Here is a 14,666-nt window from a genome sequence, read left to right as displayed (position 1 = left end):
GGGAGGCGTTCTGTCGGCCGCTGTCAGCCACTAATCTCGCCATCAGACGCAATAACAAGGAAATCTTCAATGAAAAGATTCATCCCGAGTCTGTTGGCAGCCGCCGTAAGTTTTGCCTCGATGGAAGCCATGGCCGCCGCCGATCTGATCCTGCTCAACGGCAAGATTTTCACCGCCGACCGCACGCAACCCAAGGTTCAAGCACTGGCCGTGGAAAACGGCAAAGTGCTGAAAGTCGGCACCGATGCACAGATCAAAGCCCTGATCGAACCCGGCACACAAGTCATCGACCTTAAGGGCAAAGCGTTGATGCCCGGCCTGATCGACAGCCATTCCCACGCGATATTCGGTGGTCTGGAAATGGTTTCGGCGAACATGGAAGACGAAGTCGTCACCCTCGACGAACTGCAAAAACGCCTGCGCAACTGGCGAGAAGACGGCAAGGCCAAACACGGTGATGTGCTGAGCATTGCCGGCATGAGTTCAGCTTACTGGGCGCAGGCCGAAGCCTTGGGCAACACCTTCAACAACGGCGAATGGGCCAATGTGCCAGTGGTGTTCATCGGCAGCGACCACCACACGGCGTGGGCCAACAACGTCATGCTCAAGCGCGCCGGGATTGATGCGGCCCTGCTGAAAACCCTGCCCGACGCGGAAAAAGACACCATCGGCAAACTGGCGAGCGGCGAGCCGAACGGCTTTGTGGTCGACGCCGGTTGGGATCGGGTCGCCTCGAAAATGCCGGTGCCAAGCCCTACCGACATGTTGAACGCGGCGAAATCAGCGGTGCGCTACAACAACAGCCTCGGCATCACCGCGTGGATGGACCCGGCCGCCAACGCTGCACCGGGTGAAGCGGTGTTCGCCCTCAAACCCACCGAGAAAACCGTCGGCGTGCTGCCGGCCTATAAAGCCCTGTCGGAAAGTGGCGACATGAGCGTGCACGTCGCGGCGCTGCTGGTGGCCAACCCGAAAAGCGTGCCCGCCGACCTCGATACGCTGGACAAGGTGCGCGAGCAATTTCAGGGCATCCCCAACCTGACCCTGCCCGGCATCAAGATCTTTGCCGACGGGGTGATCGAATTCCCGGCGCAAAGCGCGGCGATGATCGACCCGTACAGCAACTCGCACAAACAGGGCGAACTGCTGATCGATCCGCAACACTTCGGTGAACTGGTCAGCGCCATCGACCAGCGCGGCTGGCTGGTGCACATCCATGCGATCGGCGACCGCGCGGTGCGGGAATCGCTGAACGGCATTGCGCAGGCGCGCAAGGACCGCCAAAGCGGTGTGACCCATTCGATCACCCACCTGCAAATGGTCAACCCGAAAGAGTTCGCCCGCTTCAAACCGCTTAACGTGATCGCCTCGATGCAACTGCTGTGGGCCAGCGCCGACGACTACACCACCGAGATGATCAAGCCCTACGTCAGCGCCCTCGCCTTCCGCTATCAGTACCCGGCGCACTCGCTGCTAAAACAGGGCGCGACGATTGCCGGCGCCAGCGACTGGCCGGTGTCTTCGCCGAATCCGTTCAACGCCATGGCCCAGGCGATTACTCGTGTCGGGCCGTTGGGTGTGCTCAATGCCGACGAACGTCTGGACCGCGACACGATGTTCTATGCCTACACCATCAACGCAGCGCGCACGATTGGCCTGGAGAAACAGATCGGCTCGCTGACGCCGGGCAAGCAGGCGGACTTTATCGTGCTCGATCGCGATGTGTTCAGCGTCGACAACAAGGCCCTGCATGACACCAAAGTCCTGCAAACCTGGTTCGGCGGTCGTCAGGTCTATACCACCACAAAATAACAACACTGTTCCCCCCTGTGGGAGCGAGCCTGCTCGCGAAGGCGGCGTATCAGTCGCCATCAATGCTGAATGAACCACCGCTTTCGCGAGCAGGCTCGCTCCCACAGGGTCTGTGCGGGTGGTCGAGATCGAATCCCCCCGCAGTTCTCTTTCTGCCCAATAACAATCACAACATCGGGACTTCACATGAAAGCCTTGCCCCTGTTCGCCCTGAGTTTTTTGAGCGTGCTGCCGTTGAGCAGTTTCGCGATCCCTTTGAACGATGACTTCGCGGTGCTGGTCGACCTGACCCTGGCCAGCGATTACCGCACCCGGGGCATCTCGCAAACCCAGAATGATCCCGCCGTGCAGGCCGGCCTCACCCTCGCCCACAGCAACGGTCTGTACCTCGGCGCCTGGAGTTCCAACGTCGATTTCGGCGGCGGCCTGAAAACCCGCCAGGAAGTCGATTACTACGCTGGCTGGCTGTGGCAGGCGACCGAAGAGGTCAGCCTCGATCTGGGCTACATGAAGTACGCCTACCCCAAGGAAAGCCAGTTCAACCAGAGCGAGGTGTACGGGATCCTCGGGGTGTATGGGGTGAAACTGGCGGCGTATTACTCCAGTGATGCGCCGGGGATCGATAGCAAACAGAGTTCGCTGTACAGCTACATCGGTTATGAAACCGAGTTGCCGTTCGACTCGGGGTTGAAGCTGCGTTACGGCAATATGGATTTCAAGGATCCGCATCTGTATTCGGCGTCCGGGCAGGCCGAGGACAGCTATCGGGAGTGGGAGGTCAAACTCACCCACAATCTGGCCGGGGTGGTGTTGGGGTTGAGCTATATCGACACCGATCTGTCGCAAAGCCAGTGCCTGAGTAATTGGGGCTTCAAGGATGTGTGCACGGCAACTGTCGTCGCCAGCGTCAGCAAATCCTTCTGAAAAACCGTTGTTCACCTGTGGGAGCGAGCCTGCTCGCGAAAGCGGTGGAAGAGTCGCCATCAATCTTGACTGACACATCGCCTTCGCGAGCAGGCTCGCTCCCACAGTTTTGATCGGGGTGAGCCAGCTCGGTAGTTGTTACAGGATGTTTACGAATTTTTTGCTAATGTTCTTCTACAGTTACCCGCGCAACCGCGTGGTTTTCTATTCATGTAGAGGAATGTTTGACATGGCTTTGGGCAAGGGACTGCGTTTACCGTCCATTACCTCTACTCGACTGGTGCTGCTGTTTTCCCTGGCGCTGGTGGCACTGTACAACCTGGCGACCTGGAAGGCGCTGGGTACGCTGATCACCCTGCAAGGCGCGCACAAACTGGCGTTTTTCGCCTCGTTCGGCCTGTTTTTGTGGGCCGCCATCACCCTGCTGCTGACTCTGGTGTCGTTCCGCTGGACGTTGAAACCGGTGCTCACCGTGGTCGCTCTGCTCTCGGCATGCGCTGCGTATTTCATGAACGAATACGGCATCACCATCGACACGGTGATGATCCAGAACGTCTTCGAAACCAACCCCGCCGAAGCCACCGCGCTGTTCAACGGCAAGCTGCTGGCTTACGTGCTGTTGCTCGGCGTGTTGCCGGCGGCGTTGATCTGGCGTTGGCCGGTCAGTTATCGGCCGTTCTTTCGCGGCCTGCTCAACAAGGTGCTGGTGATCGTCGCCTGCGTGCTGGTAATCGCCGCTTCAGTGGGTGCGTTCTATTCGACCTACGCGCCGATCTTCCGCGAAGAAGACAAGCTCACCCACTTCATCAACCCGACCAACTACATCTACGCGATCAGCAAGTACACCCAGCAACGCCTGGGCATCAAAAAGCACTTCGTGGTGCAGGCCATCGGCGAAGACGCGGTGATGAGCGCCAAAGTTGCCAGCCGCGAAAAGAAATCGCTGATGGTGTTTGTGGTCGGTGAAACCGCCCGTGCCGATCACTTTTCGCTGAACGGCTATGAACGCGAGACCAATCCCGAACTGAGCAAACTCGACATCCTCAACTTCACCCAGGTGCATTCCTGCGGCACGTCGACGGCGGTCTCGGTGCCGTGCATGTTCTCGATGTTCCCGCGTGAGGATTACAGCGATAAGAAAGGCAAAACCTACGAAGGCCTGCTCGACATCCTCCAGCGTGCCGGCGTGCAAGTGCTGTGGCTGGACAACAACAGCGACTGCAAAGGCACTTGCCTGCGCGTACCACATCGCGACATTTCCAAAAACCAGCCGGGGCCATTCTGCGACGGCAACAACTGCCTCGACGAAGCGCTGTTGCAAGACCTGCAAAGCTACATCGACAGCCTCAAGGGCCACGCGATCATTGTGCTGCACGCCGACGGCAGCCACGGCCCGGAATACTACGAGCGCTATCCAAAAGACATGGAGCGCTTCAAACCGATCTGCCACACCAACCAGTTGGGCAGTTGCAGCCGCGATGAACTGGTGAACGTGTACGACAACACGATCCTGTACACCGACCATTTCCTCGCCAAGGTCATCGAATTGCTCAAGCGCAATCAGGACGCGCTGGACACCTCGATGGTGTATGTCTCCGACCACGGCGAATCACTGGGCGAGAATGGCTTGTACCTGCACGCCGCGCCGTATGCGCTGGCGCCGCAAGCGCAGACCCATGTGCCGATGGTGATGTGGTTCGGCAGTGGCGCACTGGCCAGCGAAGGGATTGATCGCGGCTGCCTGCAAGGCAAGACCGGGCAGGCGGATCTGAGCCATGACAACCTGTTTCACTCGGTGCTGGGGTTGTTTGAGGTGAAGACCTCGCTGTATCAGCCGGGGCTGGATATTTTTCATGGCTGCCGGCCGTCGATGACCGCTGCGCAATAACCCCAGGAACTGCACAAATCCCCTTGTAGGAGTGAGCCTGCTCGCGATAGCGGTGGATCAGCCAACATCATTGTTGAATGACATACCGCTATCGCGAGCAGGCTCACTCCTACAGGGGGCTGTGGTGTATCAGGAGTTGAGGTTTGCCAGATAAGCCCACGGGTAGATGCCGCGCTGATGGCCGTCACTGAACACCAGTTGCACGCCGTAGCCCTGGGGGTTGAGTTCGATCAGGCGCACGCGATCATCGACCCGCGGCGTCAGGCCTTTCAGGCGAAACGCGCGACATTGCGAGCACGGGCACTGGCGGCGCAGTTCGGCGTGATTGAGCTGTTGTTCGCGGCCATCCGGCCAGCTCAAGCGCAAGGTGCCTGCGCTCTGCGAATTCCCCACCGACAGCGGGTTCATTGCAGCTGACTCAAGGCGATGCGCACGGCTTTGCGCACTTCCGGGTCGCCGTCGTCCTGCGCGGCCTGCAACGCGGCCACGGCACCGCGATCATTCAGTTCGCCCAAGGCCAGCGCGGCTTCCTTGCGCAGGTTGCTGATGCGATGGCCGAGGGTCTCGATCAACGCCTCCAGCGCCGGCACGAAACGCAAACGGCCGAGGCTGCGGGTGGCTCGCAGGCGCACTTGCCAGTAATCATCGCTCAGCGCTTCGACCAAGGCCGGGCCGGCGTCTTGGTGGCCGACCTTGCCCAAGGTCGTCGCGGCTTCTTCGCGCACTTGCCAGGCGTTGTCCTGCAAAGCCTGGCGCAGGGCCGGGAGGACCTCGGCGCTGGAAGCCAAACCGAGGGCACCGGTGGCGGCGCGGCGCACTTCGGTGTCCGGGTCGTCGCTGGCCAATCGCGCTAACGCCGGTAGCGCGTCGAGTTGTTTGAGCCAGCCGAGCACGCCCACCGCTTCGCGACGCACACTGGCATCAGCATCGTTCAGCGCAGCGACCGCAGCCGGCGCGGCGTCGGCGAAACGCAACTCACGCAAGGCACGGAATGCGGCGATCCGCACGCTGACGTCGGCGTGATCGGTCCACGGCAGAATCACCCGCCCCGCTGCTTCCGTTTTGAGCAGACTCAGACTCTGCGCCGCAGCGGATTGCACGGCGGGCGACGGGTCAGTCAGCGCCTCGCACAAGGCCTGCACGACCTCAGCATCTTCCCAAGCCTCAAGCAGGCGCGCGGCTTCGGCGCGGACTTCTTCGGCGGGATCCTGGCCGAGGCGATCGACCAGCCAGAGCAAGCCATCCGGTTCTTCCAGATCCGCCAGATCAATCAGGGCAATGCGCCGCACGCCGGCGTCTTCTGCAGTCAGACGCGGTTGCAGGGCGAGGATGTCATCGTTATCGGTCACAGCAAAAATAGAGGTCATAGGGCAAATCGCGGCAAAGGGTTTTCGGGAGGCAGGCCGAGCGGATTGAGGCGCGGCAGCGGTCGGTCATCGTCGTGGCGCAGCAGGTCGAGGCAGTGGCGTTTGAGTCGCGAGAACTCGGGGCTGGTGACCAGTTCACTGGTGCGTGGCCGGGCGAAATCCAGACGCAAGTCTTCAATGATTCGCCCCGGCCGTGCGCTCATCACCAGCAAGCGGTCGGCGAGGAACAGCGCCTCGTCGATGTCGTGGGTAACGAAGACCACGGTGGTGCGGATGCGCGTCCAGATGTCCAGCAGCAGCTCCTGCATGTTCAGGCGGGTCAGCGCATCCAGCGCGCCGAACGGTTCGTCCATCAGCAACAGGCGCGGACGGTTGACCAGCACGCGGGCGATTTCGACGCGTTGCTGCATGCCGCCCGAGAGCTGATCGGGCCAGCGTTCGGCGAAGCCTTCGAGGCCGACCAGTTTGAGAATGTCATCGGCGGCTCGATGGCGCTCCGCCTTGCCGATGCCGCGCATCTTCAGACCGAAGGCGACGTTGTCGCGCACCGTGCGCCACGGAAACAGCGTGTGATGCTGGAACACCATGCCGCGCTGGGGTGACGGCCCGGATACCGCAGCGCCATCGACTTTAAGGCTGCCGGCGTGCGCGCTCAGATGCCCGGCCAGGGCGCCGAGCAATGTCGATTTGCCGCAACCTGACGGGCCGAGAATACACACGAACTGGCCCGGTTCGATCTGGCAATCAAGTTCGCGCACCGCTTCGAACGCTTCACGCCCTGCGCCGAGGACGATGGACAACTGGCGGATATCGATCCGCCCTTCCGGGGTTTGCATCACGCTCATCAGGCTTTTCCTCGCGGTCGATGCCAAGGCGTGAACAACCCGCCCAGATGTTTGATCAGCAGACTGCTGCCCATGCCCAACACGCCGATCAGCAGCATGCCGACGACGATGTCGGCGTAGTTCTGAATGGTGTAGGACTCCCAGGTGTAGTAACCGATGCCGAACTGGCCGGAGATCATTTCCGCCGTGACCAGACAGAACCACGACGTGCCCATGCCGATCGCCAGGCCAGTGATGATGCTCGGTGCGGCGCCGGGCAAAATCACTTCCAGCAGAATTGCGCGGCGCCCTGCCCCGAGGCTTTTCGCGGAGGCGATCAGACGCGGGTCTACACCTTCGACGCCGTGCACGGTGTTGAGCAGAATCGGAAACAGCGCGCCGGTGAAGGTGATAAAGACCATCGACAGTTCCGAGGATGGGAACATCAGGATCGCCAGCGGGATCCACGCGACGGCGGGGATCGGGCGCAGGACTTCCAGCGGTGGCAGCAGCAGGTCTTCGGCCCATTTCGAGCGGCCGATGGCCAGACCGAGGGCGACGCCGATCAGCAGTGCCGCGAGGTAACCGGCGAACACGCGGCTGAGGCTGGCGGTCAGGTGCTGGAGCAACTTGCCGGAGTCGCCCAGGCCAAGCGCAGCTTCGATCACGGCCACGGGGGTGGGCACGTTGGCAAAGGTGACCAGGCCGAGGTTCCAGTGGTGGCTGGCGGCGAGTTGCCAGAACAGCAGGCAGAGCAGCAGTGAGGCGACTCTTGATGTCCAGCGGATGGGTGTTTTCATGGAGCGGGTTTCCAGTTCTGGATCTGTGTTGTGGCTGAGATTTACCCCCTCACCCCAGCCCTCCCGAAACGTCGGACCGCCCCCAAGGGGGCGAGGGGGAAAGGGAGCCGATTTTCATGCTTTTCAAAACCTGAGTTCGGCTCGGTATTTCAGGTCGGCGTACCTTGCCCAAACACCTCGGTCAGTCCCCTCTCCCTCTGGGGCGCAAGGGGGAAAGGGAGCCGATCTTCATGCCTTTCAAACCTGAGTTCGGCTCGGTATTTCAGGTCGGCGTACCTTGCCCAAACACCTCGGTCAGTCCCCTCTCCCTCTGGGGTGCAAGGGGGAAAGGGAGCCGATCTTCATGCCTTTCAAACCTGAGTTCGGCTCGGTATTTCAGGTCGGTGTACCTTGCCCAAACACCTCGGTCAGTCCCCTCTCCCTCTGGGAGAGGGCTAGGGTGAGGGGCTTTTGATCTTCAACTAGCGGGCAGCGACTGCTTGGGTGGTGGCGTCGGTGAAATCGAGTACCTTGCCCCCCTGCGTCGAGGCAAATTGCTGAGCCTGGCCCTTGAGCAGGAACGCGCTCAAACGTCCTTTCGCATCGCTGGCAAACCACGCCTGTTCAGCGAGCAATTTGATCCCGCTGTCACTGGCCTGGGCATACACAGCACGGATGTTTTTGCCTTCCTGCTTCAATGCGGCGAGCGCAGTGAACGCCTCTTCCGCTGACGCGTACTGGCGCACTTTGTCCTCACCGCGCACCCAGATTTCCGCGACATGGCTGAAGTCAGTGATCGCTTTACCGGTCGCCACATCCACGGCTTTCAGTGGCGTTTGCGCGTAGTTGGCCAGTTGCGCCGTGTAGTCCAGACCCGATGCCTTGAACGCCGCCCGGATGTATTGATCGTCGATGAAGGTATGCAGATCGAGGCCACGATCGGCCTTCTTCAGTAACTTCAACGTATCAATGGCCGTGCCGACTGCCTGACGATATTCCGGCTTCCAGCTCAGGTCGCGGGTCTGCACGCCGAGCGGGCCGTGGAACAGGTAGTTCACTTCTGCATCGACGCCAGTGACTTTGGCGATCAGCTCGCTGTACTTCTCAGGTTCGGCGGTGAGCAGTTGATTGGCCTCGATACTCGCGCGCAAGTACGCGACGACGACCTCCGGGTACTTCTTCGCATACGCCTGATCCACCAGCGCACCGTGAAACGTCGGCGCATTGGCCTGGGCGCCGTCGTAGATCTTGCGGGCGAAACCTCGGCTCGGGAACAGTTCGGCGAACGGCACAAAATCGGCGTGGGCGTCGATCTTGCCGGCCTGCAACGCCGAACCCGCGACCTCTGGCGGCTGGGCAATGATGTTGACGTCCTTGAGCGGATCCCAACCCTGCGCCGCCACCGCGCGCAACAACATGCCGTGGGCCGTGGAAGCGAACGGCACGGAAATCGTCTTGCCCTTGAGTTCGCTCAGCGCCTGCACGCCGGACGCACTCGGCACGACGATGCCGTTGCCGCTGCCCTTGATGCTCCCCGACAACACGCTGATGAACAGGCTGTGCTTGCCGGCGGTCTCGAACGCGACGCCGTTGAACGCGCCGGGGAAATCGGCCATGGCGCCGAAGTCGAGTTTGCCGGCGACCATCTCGTTGGTCAGCGGTGCGCCGCTGGTGAAGTTCTTCCACTGCACGTCGTACTTCGCGTCTTTGTAGGCACCGTCGTGGGGCAGGTATTTGTCGAGCAGACCGAGTTCACGAATCAACAACCCACCGGCGGCGCAGTTGATGGTGGTGTCCTGGGTGCCGATGGCGATGCGGATGGTTTCGGCCGAGGCCGACACGGTGAATGAAGCCAGTACCAGACCGGCGATTGCTGCACGCAACATGAGTGTTTCCCCTCGAATCATTTATTTGAGTTCGTCTCCGCCGCGATCAGGGCGCGGTGGGAAACGAGGGGTGTTCGGTTATTTCAGCGTCCGGGGTTTCCGGATGGCTTTGGGTTGTCAAAAATCCAATGTAGGAGTGAGCCTGCTCGCGATAGCGGTGGGTCAGATGTAGATGTGTTAGCTGACACACCGCTATCGCGAGCAGGCTCACTCCTACAGGGGAACGGGCTTCAGCGCAGGAGATAGGGGATGTCGACTTTGACCGCGCCGGTCGGGCAATCCTTCTCGCACGGCATGCAGTACCAGCATTCATCGAACGCCATGTAGGCCTTCTGCGTTGCCGGATTGATCGCCAGCAAATCCATCGGGCACACATCGACGCACACGGTGCAGCCCTTTTCGGCGATGCATTTGTCCTCGTCCACGGTGACGGGGGCGTTGGAGCGGAAGAAGATTTCCTGAGCTTGATAGGCCATGGTTCGGACTCTCTTTTAGTAGTGCATCAAGCGGCGAAAGCGCCTACCCGCAAGCGGTCGTAAGCCTGCATTTCTTCGGCATCGAGCGGGATGATGTAAGGCTCGACGGCTTTCTTGAAACTGGTCATCTGACCGTCCTCGCCTTTTTTCAAATGGCAATGGCAGAACCAGTCACTGTCGTTGCGCTGCGGGTGATCAACGCGATAGTGGTACAGGCCCCAGCGGCTTTCGGCGCGGAACAACGAGGCGCGCGCAGCCATTTCGGCGCAATCGCGGATCACGCTGGTTTCCATGGCGCGCATCAGCTCATGGGCGTTGTTGGCTTTCATCTGTTCGAGATCGCGTTCGATGTCGCTGAAGCGTTGCAGGCCGATCTGCATTTTCTTGGTCACTTTCGGCGGCTGCAGGTAATCGTTGACGAAGCGTCGCAGCTTGTACTCGACCTGCGCCGGCGGCAGACCGTGCTCGCGGTCCAGCGGTGCGTAGACCCGGGCCTTTTCCTTTTCGATCTGCTCGGCATCCAGCGCGGAAAACTCGCGGCCGGCGACGAAGTCTGCGGCGTTGTGCCCGGCGAACCAGCCGTAGGTGAACGCGCCAAGCATGTAGTTGTGCGGCACCGCAGCCATGTCGCCCGCCGAGTACAAGCCCTTCACCGAGGTCTCGGCACGCTCGTTGACCCACACCCCGGACGCCGAATGGCCACTGCAAAAACCGATTTCGGAGATGTGCATTTCGACCATTTGCGTGCGGTAATCGGTGCCACGATTGGCGTGGAACTGGCCGCGACTCGGGCGCTCGTTGCTGTGCAGGATTTCCTCGATGTTCTGGATGGTTTCCTCGGCCAAGTGATCGAGCTTGAGGAATACCGGGCCGTTGCCGCTCTCCAGTTCCTGGTGGAATTCCCACATCATCTGCCCGCTCCAGTAGTCGCACTCGATGAAGCGTTCGCCCTTGTTGTTAGCTGTATAACCGCCCAGCGGGCCGGTGACGTAGGCGCAGGCCGGGCCGTTGTAATCCTTGATCAGCGGGTTGATCTGGAAGCACTCAAGGTTCGCCAGTTCGGCACCCGCGTGGTACGCCATCGCGTAACCGTCGCCGGCATTGGTCGGATTCTCGTAGGTGCCCATCAGGTAGCCCGACGACGGCAGACCGAGACGCCCGGCAGCGCCACACGCGAGGATCACAGCCTTGGCCTTGATCACATGGAAATCGGCGGTGCGGCAATCGAAGCCCATCACACCGTTGACAGTGCCCTCCTCGTCGGTCAACAAGCGCGTGCAAACCAGGCGATTGGTGATGCTTACCCGCGCACGTTTCAACTGGCGATAAAGGACCTTTTTGATGTCGTGCCCTTCCGGCATCGGCAACACGTAGGCGCCCATGTGGTGGACCTTTTTCACCGCGTAATCGCCGGTTTCGTCCTTCTCGAACTTCACGCCCCAGCGGTCGAGTTGTTCGATGGTTTCAAAGCTGTGCGTCGCATAGGCGTAAACGGCGGCCTGATTGACGATGCCGTCGTTGGCGATGGTGATTTCCTTGGTGTACTGCTCCGGCGTCGAGTGGCCAGGGATGATCGCGTTGTTCAGGCCGTCCATGCCCATGCTGATCGCGCCGCTGCGTTTGACGTTGGCCTTGTCGACCAGCAACACGCGCAAGTCGCGGTTCTTTTCCTTGGCCTTGATCGCGGCCATCGGGCCTGCGGTGCCACCGCCGATGACGACGATGTCGTATTCCTGTTCAAGAACGTTGCGGGTCATGCCTGCTCCCCTTTTTGCCGGTCGATCCGCAGGCGGTACTGGAACGCATCGCCACGGTAGTAAAGGTGTTCGAAGTCCAGCGGCTGCCCTTGCGCATCGTGGGTCAGGCGCTCAATGCGCATGATCGGCGAGCCGGCCTCGACGTTGAGCGCCTGGGTCAGGTCGCTGTCGGCGAGCACTGCATCGATGGCCAGATCGGCGTGGCCGAGGGCGATGCCGCAGTCGTTTTCGAGGATCAGGAAGATGTCGCGGGTGACCAGATCGGCTTTCTCCAGTCGCTCGCCGACGGCTTTGGGCAGGTAGGTGATTTCCAGCGAAATCGGCTCGCGATTGATCAGTCGCACGCGTTTGATCTGCGCGACAATCTCGCCCTCGGCGACTTGCAAACGCTCGGCGACACGCTTGTCCGCCGGGATGAATTTGAAGCTGCGCAGGCGGTTGATCACCTCGTAGCCGCGTCCGGTCATCGACTCGGCAAGGCCTTGCAGGCTGCTGACGTTCTGAAAGGTTTTCGGCTTGGCAACGAAGGTGCCTTTGCCGTGGATCTTGAAGATCAGCCCTTCCTTTTGCAGATCGCCCAGCGCCTGGCGCACGGTGATGCGGCTGACTTTGAACAGCGCACCGAGTTCGCTTTCGGAAGGCATCTGGCTGTCTTGCGGGTATTCGCCGTCGAGGATCCGCGCACGGAGGACGTCGCGCAGTTGGGTGTGCAGAGGAACGCTACTGAGGGAGAGAACGTTATCGGTCATCACGGGATCACTTGTTATAACGAGTTATGACGTGATCTTAGAGTTGTTATGACAAGGTTGAGAAATACCGAATGGGCATAACCTTAGAGCTGGAAGCGGTTCCTGAGGACTCGAGATTTTGTGGCGAGGGAGCTTGCTCCCGCTCGGCTGAACAGCAGTCGTAAACCCGGCTGACGCGATTTACCTGAAATACCTTGTTGCCAGTATTTGGGGCCGCTGCGCGACCCAGCGGGAGCAAGCTCCCTCGCCACAGGGTTGTGGTTTAAGGCGTAAATCAGTGGCGTTTGAGGATCTGGTCCATGACCCAGTCGGTCTTGAGCGCTTGCTCGGCGACGGCGGGATGGTGTGAATCGCCACGAATATGCGCATTCATGCCCAGCACGTGATGCCACTGGATGTGCTCGTGATGGGGGATTTCCAGGCTGATGTGTTCATCGGCATGCAGCTGCACCGGATGCTCATCAAACACGGAAAAAACGATCCGCCCCTTGCTGCCGATGATCTCGACCCGATCCTCGCGCCGATCCGCGACAAAGCTCCAGCAGCCCATGCCCAGCGCGCCTGAAGCAAACCGCCAACTGGCGCTGACCGCGTCTTCTGCCGCGTATAACCCGGCCTGGTGCGCGGTGAATCCGGCGACTTCAACAATGTCACCGAGCAGATACTGGAACAGATCGAAACCATGGCTGGCCAGATCGGCAAAGTACCCACCACCGGCCACCGCCGGATCAGTGCGCCAGTTGTCGCTGCCTTCCAGGTCTGCCGCTGACGGTGCCTTGGTCAGCGTCCAGCTCAAGTGCCGCACCTCACCGATTCGCCCCTCTTCCAACCATTGCCGCACTTGCGCAAAACGTGGCAACGCACGGCGGTAGTAGGACACGAACAGATGCAAGCCGGCCTCGGCAAACGCTTGCTGCATTTGGCGACTCTGCCCGCCACTCAGCGCCATGGGTTTTTCCACGCAGCAATGCTTGCCGGCGGCGGCGACTTTCAGACTGTAGGCGTGGTGGCTGTCGGGTGGCGTGGCGATGTACACCGCGTCCACTTCGGGATCGTTGATCAGCGCGTCGACGTCGGTGTAGAACCGCTCGATGCCGTGGCGCGCAGCGTAATCGCTGACCGCCTCAAGACGTCGGCCCATTACCGCCACCAGCGCCGAACCGGGGGCCTTGTAGAAGGCCGGCCCGCTCTTGCGTTCAGTGACATCACCGCAACCGATCATGCCCCAGCGCACTACGTTCATTTTAAGTCCCTTTTTTCAAGATCAGTCCATGCGCAAGGCGCGCAAATCGAGATGCCCGTCTTTCAGCGGCGGGCACCAGTAATAGCCGCCGGTGAGTGGACGGCTGATGCGATACAAACCATCGGTGATGCCATCTTCCAGACCGCTCATGCGCCGCAGTTGCGCCTCAAAAGCATCCAGCGAGAAACCGAAAGCGAGGAACATCAAACCGGCACGATCACCTTCGATCCACGGCATCGAGCGGCGCACGACAAATGCCTCCGGCGCGAAGCTTTCCTGCGCGGTGCGTTTGACGTGAGCGGAGACCGGGGCGTCGTCAATCTCTTCGTTGTCGCTCAGGCGACGGCCCATGATGTTGTCTTTGTCGTCGGCGGACAACTTGTGGAAACCCTTGAGGTCGTGCTGCCACTGCTGGATCGCGGCGAAGCTGCCACCCACCAGGCCTTCAGCGCCTGTACTTTGCAGAGCGGCGGCGATGGCGGCTTCGTCGTGCGGGTTTTCGGTGCCGTCTTCGTAGCCGGTCAGGTCGTGGCCGTCCTTGTGGCGGAAGGCTTCCTGCATGTCTACCAGACGCAGCGCCGGGGCCAGTGCGGCTTCAAGGGCGTTGCAACGGTTGAGCAGTTCACCACGGTCGACGCCGTGCAGCCAGACCCACAGCGCGTGCTGGGTCGACGGGTTCTCGACGCCAACGCCGGTCATCTGCGGAAAACTGCGCAAGCCGTCGATCTGCACGTTGAGGGCCTTGACCAGCGCTTCACCGAAACCGACCACCGCCGACTTGCCGTCCACCTGATTCAGCAGGTTGTCGAGCGCCTGCGGCAGAGCTTCAACCGACTCAAGGGCGAAAAACAGGTGACGTGCTTGCGCAGGAACAGGGGTGGCGAGAATGCCCGGCTGGTAGTAACTCATGTGAACTCCTTGGGAAAGTGCGCGGGAGTTTACCTGTGGCCGGAGGGTTTGT

13 protein-coding genes are annotated in these 14,666 nt (G+C 60.7%); 3 read left to right on the top strand and 10 right to left on the bottom strand.

What is annotated here, in order from left to right; all coding sequences use genetic code 11:
• Window positions 1-69 precede the first annotated feature (69 nt).
• The 3 genes from BK670_RS06360 (at window position 70) to BK670_RS06345 (ending at window position 4,624) form a co-directional block, all read left to right on the top strand.
• Window positions 70-1,812 carry an amidohydrolase gene (locus BK670_RS06360; RefSeq protein WP_123449071.1) on the top strand — a complete coding sequence of 581 codons (1,743 nt, stop codon included), beginning with the start codon at window positions 70-72 and terminating at the stop codon, window positions 1,810-1,812.
• Between the two features lie 186 nt (window positions 1,813-1,998).
• On the top strand, window positions 1,999-2,736 hold the full coding sequence (locus tag BK670_RS06350; protein ID WP_123449070.1) for a TorF family putative porin: 738 nt from the start codon (window positions 1,999-2,001) through the stop codon (window positions 2,734-2,736).
• A gap of 229 nt (window positions 2,737-2,965) precedes the next feature.
• Window positions 2,966-4,624: a phosphoethanolamine transferase gene (locus BK670_RS06345; RefSeq protein WP_123449069.1), complete on the top strand. Its 1,659-nt coding sequence runs from the start codon at window positions 2,966-2,968 to the stop codon at window positions 4,622-4,624.
• Window positions 4,625-4,753: 129 nt separating this feature from the next.
• Here BK670_RS06345 and BK670_RS06335 read toward each other — a convergent pair whose 3' ends face one another.
• From BK670_RS06335 to BK670_RS06285, 10 genes are all read right to left on the bottom strand, one after another.
• Window positions 4,754-5,032, bottom strand: coding sequence for a DUF971 domain-containing protein (locus BK670_RS06335; protein WP_123449068.1), 279 nt, complete (start codon window positions 5,030-5,032; stop codon window positions 4,754-4,756).
• Entirely contained in the window at window positions 5,029-5,991 is a 963-nt protein-coding gene (locus BK670_RS06330; RefSeq protein WP_123449067.1) for a HEAT repeat domain-containing protein, read from the bottom strand. Before BK670_RS06330 ends, BK670_RS06335 begins: the two co-directional genes overlap by 4 nt.
• Complete coding sequence (locus tag BK670_RS06325) at window positions 5,988-6,836, bottom strand: ABC transporter ATP-binding protein (RefSeq protein ID WP_123449066.1); 849 nt, start codon at window positions 6,834-6,836, stop codon at window positions 5,988-5,990. The genes BK670_RS06330 and BK670_RS06325 overlap by 4 nt, the downstream gene beginning before the upstream one ends.
• Entirely contained in the window at window positions 6,836-7,615 is a 780-nt protein-coding gene (locus BK670_RS06320; protein WP_123449065.1) for an ABC transporter permease, read from the bottom strand. Before BK670_RS06320 ends, BK670_RS06325 begins: the two co-directional genes overlap by 1 nt.
• 461 nt (window positions 7,616-8,076) lie before the next feature.
• Window positions 8,077-9,501: an ABC transporter substrate-binding protein gene (locus BK670_RS06315; protein WP_185036728.1), complete on the bottom strand. Its 1,425-nt coding sequence runs from the start codon at window positions 9,499-9,501 to the stop codon at window positions 8,077-8,079.
• Window positions 9,502-9,710: 209 nt separating this feature from the next.
• The gene (locus BK670_RS06305) at window positions 9,711-9,956 is read right to left on the bottom strand and encodes a 4Fe-4S dicluster domain-containing protein (protein ID WP_003225615.1); all 246 of its coding nucleotides are present in this window, start codon (window positions 9,954-9,956) and stop codon (window positions 9,711-9,713) included.
• Window positions 9,957-9,982: 26 nt separating this feature from the next.
• The gene (locus tag BK670_RS06300) at window positions 9,983-11,713 is read right to left on the bottom strand and encodes a fumarate reductase/succinate dehydrogenase flavoprotein subunit (RefSeq protein ID WP_123449063.1); all 1,731 of its coding nucleotides are present in this window, start codon (window positions 11,711-11,713) and stop codon (window positions 9,983-9,985) included.
• Complete coding sequence (locus tag BK670_RS06295; protein WP_016774450.1) at window positions 11,710-12,462, bottom strand: GntR family transcriptional regulator; 753 nt, start codon at window positions 12,460-12,462, stop codon at window positions 11,710-11,712. Before BK670_RS06295 ends, BK670_RS06300 begins: the two co-directional genes overlap by 4 nt.
• A gap of 274 nt (window positions 12,463-12,736) precedes the next feature.
• Window positions 12,737-13,705, bottom strand: coding sequence for a Gfo/Idh/MocA family protein (locus BK670_RS06290; protein WP_123449062.1), 969 nt, complete (start codon window positions 13,703-13,705; stop codon window positions 12,737-12,739).
• Between the two features lie 21 nt (window positions 13,706-13,726).
• Window positions 13,727-14,614, bottom strand: coding sequence for a Dyp-type peroxidase (locus BK670_RS06285; protein ID WP_123449061.1), 888 nt, complete (start codon window positions 14,612-14,614; stop codon window positions 13,727-13,729).
• Window positions 14,615-14,666 lie beyond the last annotated feature (52 nt).

The organism is Pseudomonas fluorescens (assembly GCF_003732425.1).
In the GTDB taxonomy this organism is placed as follows: Bacteria; Pseudomonadota; Gammaproteobacteria; order Pseudomonadales; family Pseudomonadaceae; genus Aquipseudomonas; species Aquipseudomonas fluorescens_BE.
This window is presented reverse-complemented; position numbering and strand designations above follow the sequence as displayed.